Origin of the sequence: Flavitalea plasmicola (genome assembly GCF_030546645.1) — a bacterium.
Lineage (GTDB): Bacteria > Bacteroidota > Bacteroidia > Chitinophagales > Chitinophagaceae > Puia.
On the sequence record NZ_JAUOTO010000001.1, the window covers coordinates 1,137,369 to 1,153,954 of the forward strand.

Genomic DNA, 16,586 nt, shown 5'->3' on the forward strand with positions numbered 1-16,586 from the left:
AACTATTATTAATGACAATCTTCCTACAGATGAAAAAAATATTTACCGGCGCCGGCCTGAGCCTGTTGATCCTGACGCTTATGCCAGGCTGCACTAAAAATTTCGACTCCATCAATACCAATCCGGTGGCATACAGCAAAACCAATTTTCAACCGAATTATATCCTGACCACCGTCCAGCAGGCGTATACGGGCAGCACGGATTTCAGTTATGAGACATGGCGGGGCAATCTCATCTATTGCAGCACGATGATGCAGGGGTTCTCCTCCGTGGTTGGCTATTGGGTGGGAGATAAGTATATTCTCAATCCCAACTATACGGCTGCTTACTGGGGCTTTGGCGCGACGCAGGGGCCCCCTTTGGGTAATGGCGGTGATGGGGCCTATCCCGAGCAGGTGAAGCCAGTGGTCGATCTTATCCAATTCACCAGAGATGACCCGAAATATAAGAACCTCTACCAGATTGCACGGATCATGCGCGCCCTGGTAATGGAGCGTATCACCGATCTATATGGCGACTGTCCTTATTCCCAGGCGGGGATGGGTTATTATGATAAGGCCTTTTTTCCAAAGTATGATAAGCAGCAGGATATTTATACGGATCTGTTGAAAGAACTGGAGGATGCTACAGCCAAATTGGATCCGGCCGCCGATGCGCCTACAGGGGATGTATTTTACAACGGCAATATCCCTCAATGGCAGCGCTTTGGGAATACCCTGATGCTGCGGGTGGCCATGCGGCTGGTAAAAGTGGATGCAGCTACGGCGCAATCCTATGCCCAGAAAGCGGTGGGACATACAATGACGGGGAATGGGGACAATGCTTTTGTAAAGGCGGATGCTACAGGTGGCAGGACGACGATCAACCGGAACAGCCAGATACTAACGGGAGACGGAGGGCCAGAGAACGTCTATACCAAATGGTCCAAGACTTTCATCGATATGCTTAAGGCCGTGGACGACCCCCGGCTGGCCAAGATTGCTATTACGCATCCAACCTGGGACGCCAAGCACAACCCCACCGGTGGAAATGCCGATCCTGCCGTTCAAAAAGGAATGCCCAATGGAAAGGACCTGAGCGGTATTCCTGCCCAGGATATCTCCAAAGATCCTACTTACACTACGATCGAGGATTATTCCTCTCCCAGCCAATACCTGACCAAACGGGATGGGCTTACGTTCATATTGACCTATGCCGAGTCGGAGTTGCTGCTGGCTGAAGCCGCAGAAAGGTGGGGCATCGGCGGATCTGCCGCCCAGCATTATCATGACGGCGTGAAAGCGGCCATTACCTATCTCGGTCAGTATGATGCGGATGCGGCCATCGGCGACGGGGATGCAGAGACCTTTGTGACGGCCCATCCGTACAATGCAGCCAATGGATTGGAGATGATCAATACGCAATACTGGATCCATACCAATACGATGCTGGATTTTTACGAATCCTGGTCGAACTGGAGGCGTAGCGGGTTCCCTGTGCTCGTTCCTGTCGTGTATCCGAACAATAATACGAATGGGACTATTCCGCGTCGTTTCCCATATCCGGTGGACGAGGCGAATACCAACCCGGTGAATTACAAGCCGGCGCATGATGCGGTGCCCGGGGGCGACAACCTGACGGGAAGGGTATGGTGGGATAAATAATATTTCAGGATAGAGGGTAGCATAGCTGCCCTCTATTTATATCCTCTCAGAAAATCTTCTACAGGCATTTTCTTTTTCCCCTCCAACTGGATCTCTTTTACATGGATATAGCCATCGGCGGCGGCAAAACGGAGGTAGGTCTTTTTGTCGGTGTCGGATTCGCCAGGCGTGTGGGTCGGAATGGTGATCTCTTTTTCTGCACGATAGATCTTCAGTAATTTACCGTCCAGCTGCGTGAAGGCAGTAGGGAAGGGGGATAGTCCCCGGATGAGGTTGTATATTCCATCCACCGGCCTGTTCCAATCAATACGGCACGTGTCAGTAAAGATCTTGGGCGCATGTTGCAGCGTGCCGTCGGAAGGTTGCGGCTTTTCTTCTAGCGTTCCGGCGACGAGACCTTCGATGGTCTTTACCACCAACCGGGCGCCTATTTCTTTCATTCTGTCATGTACTTCACCGGCTGTTTCCTGTTCCCCGATGGGGAAGCTTTCCTGCAGGAGAATATTGCCGGTGTCGATGTCGTGCTGTAATTTAAAAGTGGTAACACCCGTTTGTTTTTCCCCATTGATCACCGCCCAGTTGATAGGCGCGGCGCCGCGGTACTGGGGCAGGAGGGATCCGTGCAGGTTGACAGTACCCATGGGAGGCATATTCCATACCAGCTCGGGCAGCATACGGAAGGCTACGACGATCTGCAGGTCTGCGTGAAGGGATTGCAGTTCTTCCAGGAACTGCGGGTTCTTCAATTTTTCCGGCTGGAGGATATTTAACCCTTTTTCCAGGGCATATTTTTTTACGGCGCTGACGCTGAGCTGCATGCCTCGTCCGGCGGGTTTGTCCGGCGCCGTAATGACGGCCACGATGGGATATCCTGCCTGCAGGATAGCGTCCAGGGATGCGACAGCAAATTCGGGTGTTCCCATAAATACAATGCGTGGCCTCTGCATATGCGTTTTTTTAATTTAAAATCCTACCTTGCGGGTGTCCGCATTTCAGCGGAAGCGTAAAATTAACGGAAATATGCAGCAAGTTAAAGCGGGTGATACTGTAAAGGTGCACTATCATGGTCGTCTCACGAATGGAGAGACCTTCGACTCTTCTGAAGGCCGCGCACCCCTGGAGTTTGAAGTAGGTAGTGGAATGGTGATCAGGGGATTTGACGATGGAGTGATGGGAATGACGATCGGTCAGAAAAAGACTATCGAGATACCTGTAGATGACGCTTATGGCCCTAAAGACCCGGAAGCAATTATAGAGTTCCCCATTGCCAACTTTCCTCCCGGAATGACGCCAGCGGTGGGTATGCAGCTTGCCATGTCGGATCAGTCAGGCAGGCAGATACCTGTAACGATTGTGGACGTTAAGCCGGATATTGTCGTCCTGGACGCCAATCATCAACTGGCAGGTCAGGATCTGATATTCGACCTGGAACTGGTGGAGATCGTCGGTGGCGCCGGCAACCGGATCATTATGCCGTAACACGGGCGTTATATTTTCTTTCAAATGCCATGGCCAGTATCAGAATGGCGATGAGGGAGAGGGCTGTATTCAGTACGGAGCCCTCCAGCCCGAATTCTCCTCCGGTGATCAGCCAATCGCCTTTCATCTCTGTCTGTAACAGGGTAGGCATGCTGAGGCCACTGACATGTGAGCCCAATAAAGGCCCCTGAAAAAAGTTCCAGCCAAGGTGCAGGAAAATGGAGAACCACAGGTTGCGGGTATAGATATAGTTTATTCCCAGTAATACACCGGCCAGGAATAGATTGGCGAATGCCAGGGCATTGATGCCGGGGCCGCCGAAATGAAAGATGGCAAAGCAAAGCGCCGAGAGTAGCAGGGCTATCCATTTGTTATTAAAGGATTCCAGCAAGTTATTCAGTATATAACCCCGGAATACCAACTCTTCGCTGAATGCGATGAGCACTACCATGCCTAAGGAAATGAAAAGGGTATTGGCGTCGGGAGTGATGTCCACCCATCGCAGGTGGCCGGTAACCATCAATAAGAGGGAAAGGAGACCCAGCAGCGCTGGTCCCACGAAGAAGCCAATCACGGACTCCTGTCCATACCCATCCGGCTTTAGTCCCAGACTGGCCAGGCTGCTGCGGTCGATGAATATGCGAAACACCCACACGGTGACGAGCGAGACGACAAATTCCAGCAGGACCATCATCCAAAGGTTCGTCCCCTGCAAGAGCCCGGAGAGGAATTGCAGGGGATTGGACTTCAACTGATCCATATTGCCCGCGACTAAACCTATCAGGGCAGAAAAAAAGATGAGCAGGGTGACGACAATATAGGCCAGCCCGAAAAGGATCACCCTCAGCCAGCCTTGTTTTATCCTCGGATTTTTTATAGTTTGATCGGTCATAGTCATTACATTCGTTTTGTAATTTACAAACATGTTTGAACACCACCTATTCACTGTAGCGGAAAGATTTATCCGCTATGCACAGATCGATACGCAAAGCGACCCCCAATCCAAGAGCCATCCTTCGACAGAAAAACAGAAAGACCTGGGCAGGTTGCTGGTGCAGGAGCTCCAGGCGATGGGCCTTATGGACGCCTTCCTGGATGAGTACGGCTATGTATATGCTACCATCCCCGCCAATACTACCAAACAGGTGCCTGTAATCTGTTTTTGCGCGCATATGGACACCGCTCCGGATTGCAGCGGGAAAGGCGTCAAGCCGCTGCGGCACAAAGGGTATGACGGTGGCGACATCATACTGCCGGATGACCCGTCTGTAGTCATTTCCCCCCGGGATCATCCCTACCTGCTGGAAAAAAAGGGCGAGGATCTCATTACGGCATCGGGCACCACTTTATTGGGCGCAGACGATAAGGCGGGAGTAGCTGTCATCATGGATATGGCGCAATACCTGCTGCAGCACCCGGAGTTTAAGCATGGTAAGATCCGGCTGTTGTTCACTCCGGACGAAGAGATCGGGCGGGGCGTTGATAAAGTGGACCTGCAGCGGCTGGGCGCCGACTTTGGCTATACGCTGGATGCGGGGGAAAGAGGGACATTCGAGGATGAGACCTTCTCGGCCGACGGGGTCAAGATCACTTTTTATGGTGTGAGCGCCCATCCTGGCTATGCGCGGGGGAAAATGATCAATGCGCTGAAGCTGGCCGCTCATTTCTTGGATTCCCTGCCAAAGGACGAATGGTCGCCGGAGACAACGGAGGGACGTTATGGTTTTGTTCACCCGGTGAGGATGGAAGGGCTGGCGGAAAAGGCCGTGGTGGAGTTTATTGTCCGTGATTTTGTTACGGCGAAGTTGGGTGCTTATGAAGAGCATTTACGCGGGCTTGTGGAAGACGCTGTGCGGGCTTTTCCGGGTGCGCGCGCGGATTTTGAGATATACGAGCAGTATAGGAATATGAAGGAGGTGCTGGATCTGCACCCGCAGGTGTCGGAATATGCGATGGAGGCCATCGGCCGGGCAGGAATTGATGCACGGCAGAGCAGCGCAAGGGGCGGTACGGATGGGTCAAGGCTTTCGTTCATGGGGTTGCCCTGTCCGAATATCTTTACGGGAGAGATGGCTTTTCATGGGAAGCAGGAATATGTGAGTGTGCAGGACATGGAGAAGGCGGTGCAGGCGATTGTGCATTTGGCTGGGATTTGGGAAGAGAGGAGTTAGGTGTTTGTTGTTTGTTTAGGTGCTTTAAGATTTTGCTTCTACCCATCGCCGGCAGTTATAACCGAGCGAAGCGAAGGTTACGAAGGAGTTGGAGCGTGTCGAAGCAGCTCCGACGAAGTTCCTTCCGTCGCTGTACATTCGGTACCACTGAACATTTGTTGGTTATTGAGCGGCGTAGGCAACTGGCCGAGCCGCCAGGGCGACTTGCATTACAGCGGCGGAAGGGTTAGGGCCGCCGAAAGCAGAAGAGAAAAACCTAAACAAACCTAAAACTTTCTAGCGCCTCCGCGAAACGATATCCCGCACGATCATTTCCGCATGAATACGCGAATTCTCGATGAACCACACATGCGTATTCATACCACCGCAAACCACTCCCGCAAGATAAACCCCCTTGACATTCGTTTCCATGGTAGCAGGATCATAAAAAGGCAACAGGTTCTCATCTTCGGAGAGGCGGATCCCGGCCTGGCGGAGAAATTCAAAATTCGGCTGATAGCCGGTTAAGGCGATGACATAGTCATTGGGAACGGTCTCGACGCCATCGGGGGTAAGGATGTCTACTTCATCCGCGCGTATCGCCTGGAGCGTGGAATGAGTGTAGGCTTTGATGCTCCCTTCCTTTATCCGGTTCTCGATATCGGGCTTGACCCAATACTTGACCCGGCGACCGATGCCTTCCCCGCGGATGACCATGGTCACTTCCGCACCTTTGCGCCAGGTCTCCAGGGCCGCATCCACGGCGGAATTGCTGGCGCCTACCACGATGACTTTCTGCATGGCATAGAAATGGGGATCCTTATAGTAGTGGACTACCTTGGGGAGGTCTTCGCCGGGTATATTCAGAAGGACCGGCAGGTCATAGAAGCCGGTGGCGATGATGATATGGCTGGCGGAATAGGCCCGGCGGGAGCTGGTGATCTCGAATTTCCTGTTGATGGGGCGGATGGACAATACCTTTTCCTGGAGGTGAAGGTTCAGCCGATGGGATACGGCCACACGGCGATAGTATTCCAGGGCTTCGGCACGGACGGGCTTGACGTTGTTGCTTACGAAGGGGATACCTCCTATCTCTATGCGCTCCGACGTGGAAAAAAAGGTCATATTGGCCGGGTAATTGTACAGGGAGTTGACCAGGCAGCCTTTTTCCAGGATGAGATAGGACAGGCCGGCGCGTTGGGCCTCCAGGCCGCAGGCGATGCCGATGGGACCTCCACCGACGATGATGATGTCATAGTTTGTGCTCATGGTTGTTTTCCGCGGCGTAAAGGTAAGACTTTGCCGGAGAGGATGATTTATGTACATTCACTGCCAAAAACCTCCCGTATGGACGCCCTTTACCACTATTGGTGGATCATTATTGTCATAGCATTTGTCTTCAGCGGCCTGGTCACCGTCAACCAGGGCTATATTAATGTACTTACCATGTTCGGTAAATACCAGCGGATATTGAAGCCGGGATTGAATTTTAAGATACCGTTCCTGGAACAGATCTATAAACGCATCTCTATTCAAAACCGGAGCGTGGAACTGGAGTTCCAGGCCGTTACGGCGGATCAGGCAAATGTCTACTTCAAGAGCATGCTGCTATATGCGGTGCAGAATGCGGATGAGGAGACCATCAAAAGAGTAGCGTTCAAATTCATCAGTGACCGGGATCTTATGCAGGCGCTTACCCGTACCATCGAAGGCAGTATCCGGTCTTTTGTGGCGACCAAACGGCAGGCGGAGATCCTGGGATTGCGCAAGGAGATCGTCGAGTTCGTCAAGGACCAGATCGACCATTCGCTGGAAGAGTGGGGCTATCACCTGCTGGACCTTCAGATCAATGATATCACATTCGACCAGGCCATCATCGACAGTATGAGCAAAGTGGTGGCCAGTAATAACCTGAAGGCGGCTGCCGAGAATGAGGGACAGGCCTTGCTCATCACCAAGACCAAAGCCGCGGAGGCGGAAGGGAATGCGATCAAGATATCGGCTGAAGCGGAAAAAGAAGCCGCCCGTCTGCGCGGACAGGGAGTGGCATTGTTCCGCCAGGAAGTGGCGCATGGTATGAGCGAGGCAGCCGAGGAGATGAAACGGGCTAATCTGGATACCAATGTGATCCTTTTCAGTATGTGGACGGAGGCTATCAAGAATTTTGCAGAGGTGGGAAAGGGCAATATCATTTTCCTGGATGGCAGCAGTGAAGGTATGCAGAATACCATGCGGCAGATACAGGCGCTCATGGTGAAGCAGGGCACTTAGGGCTGCAAGCGGCAAGCTACAAGCTGCAAGCTAGGTGTGAGCTAAAAGCTGTTAGCTGGGGCCTTACTCGTCGCTTGTCGCTTGCAGCTTGTAGCTATAATTGGCCTAACTTTAGCATTTTGTTAAAAAATAGGACAGAGCTAGTAGCGTTATAGGGGTGAAATCTCATATTTTTACCAAAATCATATAGTTGATGAACATATTTTTTCTACAGGTTTTGATAGATTCCGCAAAGATCAAGGACAGTCTGGCCAGGGCCGCGGCAATGTTAACTCCTCAGAAAGAGAATTTATGGGATACGCTCAGCAAAGGGGGCATATTGATGATTCCGCTTGCCCTGCTGCTGGTAATTGCCATTTTCGTCTTTATCGAACGGTACATTGCCATCAAAAAGGCGTCCAGGGTGGACGATAACTTCATGAGCATTATCCGGGACCATATTATCACTGGCAACCTGACGGCGGCCAGGAGCCTGGCGAAAAATACACCGACGGCGGTGGCAAGGCTCATCGACAAAGGTCTGCAGCGGGTGGGCAAGGAAATAGCAGCCATCGAGCGCAGCATGGAGAACGTGGCCAAACTGGAGCTCTATAAGATGGAAAAGAATGTATCCATCCTTTCGGTGGTGGGATATATTGCCCCTTTATTCGGCTTCCTCGGAACGATCTTCGGGATGTTCCAGCTGTTCTATAGCATCGCGTCCACGGGGGAGTATAGCATTTCCAATATTGCCGGAGGTATCTACGTAAAGATGATCTCCTCGGCCTCCGGACTGATCATCGGTATCATAGCCTATATCGGCTATCGCTATCTGAACTCACAGATCGATAAGACCACCCACAAGATGGAGGCTGCGGCTAACGAGTTCATCGATGTTTTACAGGAACCGACAAGATAAGTAAATGAATTTAAGAAGAAGATATAAGGAAGATGCGGAAGTGCACACGGGGCCATTGAATGATATTTTGTTCATCCTGCTGCTGTTCTTTCTCATTGTGTCTACGCTGGCGAATCCCAACGTGGTGAAGCTCTCCCAGCCTAAATCCAAGAGCGATACGAAGGCGAAACAAACGGTGGTAGTCTCCATCGATGCGAATAAGCAATTTTATGTAGGCACCACCAAGGTTACCATCGATGAACTAAAGCTGAAGCTACAGCCTTTCCTGGCGAAGGAAACGGAGCAGCCGTCCATCGTGATCAACGCGGATAAGACGGTGCCTATTGAAGATATCGTAGCCGTCATGCGGGTGGCACGTGACCTGGGGGCGCGCACTGTGCTGGCGGTGGATAAGAATGGAGTGAAATGAGTCCAATCGAAGAAAAAATATGGAGGTCCATACAAAAAAGGGACGGTCAGGCATTTGAACATTACTACAAGGAACATTACAGAACTTTTCTCCTCGCAGCTTGCAACTATCTCAAAGATCCCGGCCTGGCGCAGGAAGTCGTCAACGATGTGTTCCTCAGGCTTTGGGAGGATGCGGGCAGCATCACCATCCAGTCTTCCCTGAAAGCCTATATCTACCGTGCCGTCGTTAACAGGAGCCTCAATGAGCTGGATAAGCACAAAAGAGAACGTGCGCATCAGGCTGAATTGAGGCACAGGCCGGAAGAGACTTTTGAGTTAAAGGAAATGGAAGAAAATGAGCTGAAGATCAGGCTTTACAAGGCGATCGATCAGTTACCGGAACAATGTCTTAGGGTCTTCAGGATGAGCCGGTTTGAAGAATTAAAGCAGCAGGAGATCGCCGACAGGCTGGGCATTTCCATCAAAACCGTCAAAAATCATATCACCCATGCATTGAAACAGCTCAACCGCGTCCTGAGCGACTGGAACTCCCTACCGGTGTGGCTGCTGATGATAAAATATTTTTTTTGGCATTTTAACTAGGTCCCTTTGCACTTTTTTTTGTCTTATAACTGAAACTATGGATCCGCAGTCTACAAATAATGATATTCCCTGGGAGCTGATCGTCTCGGCCTTGCAGGGGGACCTGTCTCCGGAGGAGGACCTCCGGTTCCGGGAATGGCTGGCTTCTTCCCGGAGCAACCAGGAAAAATACGATCAGCTGCTGCGGCTCTGGAAGGATGGAATGGCTGATTATGCCGTTTACCGGGAAGCAGACGAAGGCAAGGCCTGGGAAGACCTGCAAGGAAAAATGGGGGAGAAGGGAAGAACGGAGGATCAGGATAGATTGGGAGAAGAGAGAAAGAATGGGAACGGGGTAATACCGATCAAACGGTGGATGGCTGCGGCGGCTGCGGCGGTACTTTTATTGGTATCCGGGGCCGGCTGGTGGTATATGTCCGGAAGGAGTCGCGCCATTCAATATGAGACGGCCAATGAACAGAAGAAGATATCCTTGCCGGATGGTTCGACAGTGGTCCTGCAGCCGCAAACCCATATACAGCTTGCCCGAAACTACAACACCAGCGCCAGGACAGTGATATTGATCAGCGGGAAGGCGCATTTTGACGTATCCCACCAGGCAAAGCGGCCTTTTATGGTAGACATGGATGCCGCCAGCGTCAAGGACATAGGGACAAGCTTTATCGTGGAAAAAACGATGGACAGCATTAAGGTCACGGTATCCGAGGGTAAGATCGCCTTTATTAAGAAAGATCATGGGGAATCCCGGGAAATAGCGGCAGGCGGCGCCATCTGTCTGTACACCGGCGCCTATCGCAGCGGAGAAATAAGGGCTACGTATCCGTCCGGCAGCAACACGGATTCCCTCCGATTTGACAACGCGCCTTTGTCGGAGGTGATCGCTGCGCTGCAAAAAATATCCGGCAAAAATATCCGGCTGAGCGATACGCTGATCGGGCATAAAAGGCTGACTGTCCATTTGGCCGGGGAATCCTTTGACGATGCCTTAAAGATCATTTGCGCTTCACTAAACCTTGCATACACCGGTGGGAACGGGGAGTATATTTTAAAGAACAGGGACACCACTACCCATAATTAGGGAATATACTCATATATAATAACTTCTCTCTTATTTGCGTTTACGTAGCTTTGCCCATGTAAACTACCCGTTTGGAATGAACCGGATAACTGCATATCCCTATAGATGGCCGCGCCTGGTTCCGGTGATCCTTTTCATCCTTTCTTTTTTTATCCTTACACCATCCGCCGCACAGGAAAAAAGCCTGGCGGAAATCCTTGTTACAGTCGATGTAAGAGACAGGCCATTCCAGGAAGCATTAACGATCATTGAAGCCAGGATTCCTTTTAAATTCGCCTATAGCACGGAATTGGCTTCCCGGCAGAAAAATATATCGGTAAAAGCCGATGGCCTGCCCTTACCCGATCTTTTAACGACCATATTCAGGGGGACTTCGCTGACCTACCATGTCATTGGCCACCAGATCGTCGTGCAGGAAATGGTCTCGCCGTCCAGGGTCACTCTTAGCGGCTATATAAAGGACTCCCGGACAGGGGAATTACTGATTGGCGCCAGCATCTATGTCCCTGCGACCGGAACAGGTATTTTGTCCAACAATTATGGATTTTACTCCATCACCGTTCCCGCCGCCGACACGATGGAACTGGAGATCTCCTATGTAGGCTATAAAAGCCTGCTCAGCCGGGTAAATGCAAATGAAAGCCAGACGCTTTCTTTTGGGCTGGAAGTCAAATATGACCAGGAGGACAGCAATAAATTGATCATCGTCAATGATAGGAGAGAGGATAATGTAAAGAAGAACCAGACAGCGCTGGTCGACATGTCGGGCGATATGATCATTGCCGCCCCTTCCGTGAATGGCAGCGGGGACCTGATCGGCTCCCTGGAGATGCTGCCGGGCGTCCAGACGGGGATAGATGGAACACCGGGCTACTTTGTCAGAGGCGGAAATGCGGGACAGAACCTGATCCTGCTGGACGACGCCACTTTGTATAATCCCAGCCACATATTCGGGCTGGTAAGCGTTTTTAACCCGCCGGCTATCAAGCATGCCAGCCTGATGAAAGGAGGCTTTCCCGCGTCGTTCGGCGATCACATCAGCTCGGTGCTTGATGTTGCCATGAAGGACGGAAGCAATCTCCAGTCCGGCGGGAGCGTTCAAATGGGAAGCATTTCATCCGGCGTTTCCCTTTATGGTCCCCTTCAACCCGGTAAATCGTCCTTTCTTATCTCAGGGCGCAGAAGCACAACCGACCTATTGCTCCAGCCATTCCTTCATAAGAATTATTTCAGCAATTATTATTTCTATGATGTGAATGCCAAGCTGAACTTTCAGCTCTCGCCGAAGGATCGTCTTTTCCTGAGTTTTTACAATGGCAGGGACAACAACAACTATTCCAGGGATTCCTCGGATGTCGCGGGGATCGAATATTCCATGCATTTCGGTAATACGGCCTTCACGTTGCGATGGAACCATCAGTATTCAGGAAAACTATTTTCCAATACTTCCCTGGAATACAACCGGTATCATCAGTGGCTATCCGCCACACAGGAAGGCTATTTCGCACAGTTGTATTCCGGTATCAGGGATATTCATGGAAAAACAAACCTCACCTGGTATCTCTCCGCTGCCCACAAGATCAACATGGGCGCCGACTATTTGTATCAGACGCTGTATCCTGCATCGTTGTCAGGAAAAATTGCGTCCCCGGATTCTTCCGGCGCGATCGTTCCTTCGGGGATACCTCCGAAATCGGCCACCCGGCTGGCCGTCTATGGCAGCGACGATATAAAGATAGGTAGTCGGGTACAGGCATACATCGGGTTGAGGGCTCCTTACTATTTTAAGCCGGGCGTGCAATACTTTACACTTGAACCCCGGCTGTCCCTGCTGTATATGATCGATCGGTCCACCAGCGTGAAGGTCGCTTATGCCAGCATGCACCAGTATATTCACCTGGTGCAAAGCTACAATGCCGCGTTCCCGGCGGAAATATGGATCGGCAGCAGCAATGTTGTCCGGCCGCAGGCATCCCAGGATATCTCGGCGGGACTGTATAAGAATTTTTCGGAGAATATTTTTCAGACCAGCGTGGAGTTCTATTACCGGCGCATGAAAGATCAATTGTTGTTTGGAGCAGGAGGGGACAGCGCCGCCATTGACAATACGATCGAGAAGCAATTGATATTCGGAAAAGCATGGAGCTATGGCGCCGAGCTTTTTATCCGGAAGAACAAGGGCAGATGGACAGGATGGCTGGCTTATTCGTTTGCTTATGCTTATCAACAGTTTGATTCGCTGAACGAGAGCCAGACATTTCCTTTTGCATACGACAGAAGGCATATGCTGAATATTTCCACAGCCTACGCCTTGAACAGGCACTGGAAGATCGCCGCCAATTTTCTGATCGCCAGCGGTCGGGCATTTTCATTGAGCCCCGATTCGACCTATATCCCCGCACTGGGCGGCAATCCCCTGTTCACCAATCCCGGCAGGGGGCTGGGGAGAGGGCGGGGAAGAGGCCAGGGGCAGGGTCAGGGCCAGGGACAGGGCCAGGGGCAGGAAAAGGGCTCATGGGACATCGTGGCCAATAATTACCGGCTGAGCCCTTACAACCGGCTGGACCTGAGCATACACTATATAAAAAGCAGGAATACGGGCCGCAGGATCCTGGAGACGGAATGGATCTTTTCCGTATATAACATTTACGCTCGCCAAAATAATTCGTTCGTTTACAGGACCATCGATCCCTCCACCGGGCGGGTAGTGGCAAAAGAGTTGCCATTTATTCCTGTCATACCGAGTATTACGTATAGTCTTAAATTTTAATTTGAATATTTAAAAAAACTGCCCACCTATAGGACCAAGGGGCGTTTTTTCTGTCTTCTATGTGAAGCCCGGGAACTTATGACGTATAATGTGCGTCTCCCGAAAAAAATCAATACTCATGAAAAAATCAATCGCAAGACGATCTTCATTGTTTTTAGTAGCCCTGGCGGCAGGGGTCTTTATTTTCCTCTCCTGTAATAAAAGCAGCAGCGGCACCGGTCACCTGGAAGTAAGACTGACGGACGACCCTTCGGCATATGATGCGGTCTACATCGATGTCCAGAAAGTAGAAGTCAATGTCTCCTCGGACGCGGAAGCGAGCTCAGGATGGCAGACAGTACCTTTGCTCAAGCCCGGGATCTACAACCTGCTGGATTTCAGAAATGGCATTGACACGGTGCTGGCTGCGGCGGATCTTCCCGCGGGTAAGCTGTCCCAGATGCGCCTGGTCCTTGGCGACAATAACTCCGTAGTGATAAATGGCCAATCTTATCACCTCTCCACTCCTTCCTCACAACAATCCGGATTAAAGTTCAATATTCATACGACACTGACAAGCGGCATCGTGTATCGTCTCTGGATAGACTTTGACGCCGGTCGCTCCATTGTGTCATCGGGCAACGGCGGATACTCGTTGAAGCCTGTGATCAGAACCTATACAGAAGCCATTGGGGGAAGTATCAAGGGATATGTTCTTCCTGCGGGGATCAAACCACAGGTTTGGGCCGTACAGGGCACTGATTCCCTGTTGGCATTACCGGATTCGGCCACCGGTTATTATTTCATCGGGGGCGTGAATGCCGGCGCCTGGAGCTTATCGTTCCACGCGCAGGATCTCACTTATACGGACACTGCTTTCGCAGTGACGGTGAATACAGGTGTAGTGACTGATGCCGGAATGGTGACCCTGCAAAAGAAGTAGGTCCGTTTTTAGATCCGACTGGTCCGGGCGCGAATGTTTTCATTCGGCGCCCGGACCTATCCTGTGAAAAGTAAATGATGTGCTGAAAGATCTAATTAAATCCGTGGCTATGAAATACATTTCTACCCTCTTCCTGCTTGCGATGAGCTCGCTCATTTCGCCGGCTTTTGCCCAATTGAACAATGGCGGTCTCAACGCCGGTTTCGGCGTTGACGCTGATACGCGTGCCAACTACATGAAATATGGTATGACGACGGGAGCCGTCATCAGTGATGACTGGTTTTCCCCCTCCCTTTCCGGTAATAACGTGATCGATACGTCGAACGCGGCTTATTATCTGTCGTTACTGCAGGGAGGCGCCAATATGGGCTTTTCCAAAAGGATGTCCGCGCTCCTTTATGCGAGGGTGAGCGGGAGGCTGTGGCTGGATGCTGTATATGGCAGGGATTACGTCGCAACCAACCCTTTGACGGATTCGACTGCCTTTACTATTGCCAGCAAGAATGGGGACAACCCCGGCGTTTGGGCGGGAGGGAGCACCAATTTTCCGGACAAGAACGATCTCGTGGATGCTTTTGCCCATATGCGCAGGAACGGCACCAGCGTTTATGATTCACTATGGCTTTTCACCGGCGTGTCCACCGTCGGCGTTTCCGGATCGAGATATTTTGATATAGAGCTGTACAAAAAGAATTTCAGCTACAACGGGACCACCGGCGCTTTTTCCAGCGCGGGAACTGAAGCCGGCCATACGCAATGGCTATTCGATGCCAGCGGGAATATTACGCAAACGGGGGACCTGATCCTTGCCGTCAACTATTCTCCCGGAGCGCCACCCGTGGTGGATGTACGCATTTGGGTAAGCAGCACGACCTTTACGACGGTTGTTCCCGCCTACTTTAATTTTGGGGCGAGCTTCGACGGCGCCAGTGCGTCTCCTGCCTATGGGTATGCTTCTATCTTATCCAAGACGGGCGCCACGAACTTTGGTTCCGGCATTGCAAATTATTCGGCCACGGCCGCACAGGACACGACCTATGCCACGCCCTGGGGGACGGAGCTCTCGACCAAGAACTGGGGGACGCAATACCAAACCTTACAGCTGATTGAAATGGGCTTAAACCTGACCAGGATCGGGGTGGATCCGGCATTGTATACCGCATCCGGATTAAGCCCCTGTCAACCCTTATTTTCCGATATTTTTTTCAAATCCCGGTCATCCAATTCCTTTACATCCAATATGCAGGATTTCATCGTACCCCTGGTGTTCGTACAGAACCCTGTGATGGATTATTCTTTAAAACCTGACACCTTGCGGTGCAATCACACGGCGGGCAGCATTCAGATCACCAATAACAGCACGGCCGGGTATTATACCTGGCAGACGGCCAATGGAGCTATTTCCGGCGCGAACACGGACAGCTCGCAGATCAATGTCACCAAGCCAGGCACCTATATCGTATCGGCTTCTCCTGCATTGGGATGTCCTGCCACCCGGAAAGACACCGTGGTCATACCGATCGATACTTTTCCACCAGTGGCTTCTATTGCTGTTGCGCCCGGTAGCAGCTTGTCTTACCTGCAATTCTATGGGGGAAATACCAGCGCCAGCAACTATTCCACTCCTTTTGGCGGCAGCAATGGATTGCTGTGGAATTGGAGCGGTCCGCAGAGCTTCGCATCTACCATCCAGAATCCCCGCACGGTGGATACCGCCGGCGTTTGGGGCACTTACCAGCTGATCGTGACGGAAAAGAGAAACGGATGTAAGGATACTGCCATTAAAACCATCTCTATGTACGATTTTATTGTTCTGTCCACAGATGATCTGAAAGTTAAGGGCGTCTACAGCGATCATTCGATCGTCGTGACCTGGGAGGACCATAGCCAGGACGGGGCCGGCGCTTACGAGATAGAAAGGTATACGGGGAATGATGGATATAAGGCGATCGGCACTGTATTGAATGGTGGCGGAAATGCGGGACAATTTTCATTCACGGACAATGATCCTTTGCAAGGCAATAACAGGTACAGGATCAAGGCTACCGGCAAAAATGGACAGATCTACTATTCAGGTGTGGTGACTGTGGCCGCAGGAAGGTCCGGATTGCAAAGCATTTACCTGGCAGGCAGCGCACCCGGCAAGGGTGTGATGACGTTGATCGTTAATGCGGATGCGGACTCCCGGGCCGAGATCCTCCTGTATAATCTTTCGGGTCAGCGTCTGTGGGATAAACCTGTTCAGTTTGGCAAGGGAATGAATACTTTCGGCCTATCTACGGCAGGGGCCCAGGTGGGAAGCGTACAGGTAATTTTCATACTTGTCGAAGGCCGCGTGGCTTATTCGCAGAAGATAATGTTTTGATCCCGGCAGTAAATAGC

General features: G+C 51.4%; 14 protein-coding genes. 11 read left to right on the forward strand and 3 right to left on the reverse strand.

Annotated elements, in window-relative coordinates:
* The first annotated feature begins 11 nt into the window (after positions 1 to 11).
* Entirely contained in the window at positions 12 to 1,643 is a 1,632-nt protein-coding gene (locus tag Q4E93_RS04625; RefSeq protein WP_303582941.1) for a SusD/RagB family nutrient-binding outer membrane lipoprotein, read from the forward strand.
* Positions 1,644 to 1,675: 32 nt separating this feature from the next.
* Here Q4E93_RS04625 and fmt read toward each other — a convergent pair whose 3' ends face one another.
* Positions 1,676 to 2,590 carry a methionyl-tRNA formyltransferase gene (gene fmt, locus Q4E93_RS04630; protein WP_303582942.1) on the reverse strand — a complete coding sequence of 305 codons (915 nt, stop codon included), beginning with the start codon at positions 2,588 to 2,590 and terminating at the stop codon, positions 1,676 to 1,678.
* A 73-nt stretch (positions 2,591 to 2,663) separates the two neighbouring features.
* Here fmt and Q4E93_RS04635 point away from each other — a divergent pair, with 73 nt between their 5' ends.
* The gene (locus Q4E93_RS04635; RefSeq protein WP_303582944.1) at positions 2,664 to 3,122 is read left to right on the forward strand and encodes an FKBP-type peptidyl-prolyl cis-trans isomerase; all 459 of its coding nucleotides are present in this window, start codon (positions 2,664 to 2,666) and stop codon (positions 3,120 to 3,122) included.
* On the opposite strand, the gene Q4E93_RS04640 is transcribed toward Q4E93_RS04635, so the two are convergent.
* Positions 3,112 to 4,014 carry a CPBP family intramembrane glutamic endopeptidase gene (locus Q4E93_RS04640; RefSeq protein WP_303582946.1) on the reverse strand — a complete coding sequence of 301 codons (903 nt, stop codon included), beginning with the start codon at positions 4,012 to 4,014 and terminating at the stop codon, positions 3,112 to 3,114. The genes Q4E93_RS04635 and Q4E93_RS04640 overlap by 11 nt on opposite strands.
* Before the next feature lie 31 nt (positions 4,015 to 4,045).
* Between Q4E93_RS04640 and pepT the strand changes: the two genes are divergently transcribed.
* Complete coding sequence (gene pepT / locus Q4E93_RS04645) at positions 4,046 to 5,293, forward strand: peptidase T (protein ID WP_303582947.1); 1,248 nt, start codon at positions 4,046 to 4,048, stop codon at positions 5,291 to 5,293.
* Between the two features lie 276 nt (positions 5,294 to 5,569).
* On the opposite strand, the gene Q4E93_RS04650 is transcribed toward pepT, so the two are convergent.
* Positions 5,570 to 6,541, reverse strand: coding sequence for a YpdA family putative bacillithiol disulfide reductase (locus tag Q4E93_RS04650; RefSeq protein WP_303582948.1), 972 nt, complete (start codon positions 6,539 to 6,541; stop codon positions 5,570 to 5,572).
* Positions 6,542 to 6,619: 78 nt separating this feature from the next.
* Here Q4E93_RS04650 and Q4E93_RS04655 point away from each other — a divergent pair, with 78 nt between their 5' ends.
* From Q4E93_RS04655 to Q4E93_RS04690, 8 genes are all read left to right on the forward strand, one after another.
* Positions 6,620 to 7,543 (forward strand): SPFH domain-containing protein, encoded by a 924-nt coding sequence (locus Q4E93_RS04655; protein WP_303582950.1) that lies wholly within the window; start codon positions 6,620 to 6,622, stop codon positions 7,541 to 7,543.
* A 193-nt stretch (positions 7,544 to 7,736) separates the two neighbouring features.
* Positions 7,737 to 8,441, forward strand: a complete 705-nt coding sequence (locus tag Q4E93_RS04660; protein ID WP_303582952.1) for a MotA/TolQ/ExbB proton channel family protein — start codon at positions 7,737 to 7,739, stop codon at positions 8,439 to 8,441.
* Between the two features lie 4 nt (positions 8,442 to 8,445).
* Complete coding sequence (locus tag Q4E93_RS04665; protein ID WP_303582954.1) at positions 8,446 to 8,850, forward strand: ExbD/TolR family protein; 405 nt, start codon at positions 8,446 to 8,448, stop codon at positions 8,848 to 8,850.
* Positions 8,847 to 9,434 (forward strand): RNA polymerase sigma-70 factor, encoded by a 588-nt coding sequence (locus Q4E93_RS04670; RefSeq protein WP_303582956.1) that lies wholly within the window; start codon positions 8,847 to 8,849, stop codon positions 9,432 to 9,434. Before Q4E93_RS04665 ends, Q4E93_RS04670 begins: the two co-directional genes overlap by 4 nt.
* A gap of 37 nt (positions 9,435 to 9,471) precedes the next feature.
* Positions 9,472 to 10,512 (forward strand): FecR family protein, encoded by a 1,041-nt coding sequence (locus Q4E93_RS04675; RefSeq protein WP_303582958.1) that lies wholly within the window; start codon positions 9,472 to 9,474, stop codon positions 10,510 to 10,512.
* Between the two features lie 76 nt (positions 10,513 to 10,588).
* Entirely contained in the window at positions 10,589 to 13,282 is a 2,694-nt protein-coding gene (locus Q4E93_RS04680) for a carboxypeptidase-like regulatory domain-containing protein (protein WP_303582959.1), read from the forward strand.
* A 118-nt stretch (positions 13,283 to 13,400) separates the two neighbouring features.
* The gene (locus Q4E93_RS04685) at positions 13,401 to 14,204 is read left to right on the forward strand and encodes a DUF4382 domain-containing protein (RefSeq protein WP_303582961.1); all 804 of its coding nucleotides are present in this window, start codon (positions 13,401 to 13,403) and stop codon (positions 14,202 to 14,204) included.
* A gap of 109 nt (positions 14,205 to 14,313) precedes the next feature.
* A complete protein-coding gene (locus Q4E93_RS04690; protein WP_303582963.1) occupies positions 14,314 to 16,569 on the forward strand; it encodes a hypothetical protein in 2,256 nt (751 codons plus the stop codon).
* Positions 16,570 to 16,586: the final 17 nt, after the last annotated feature.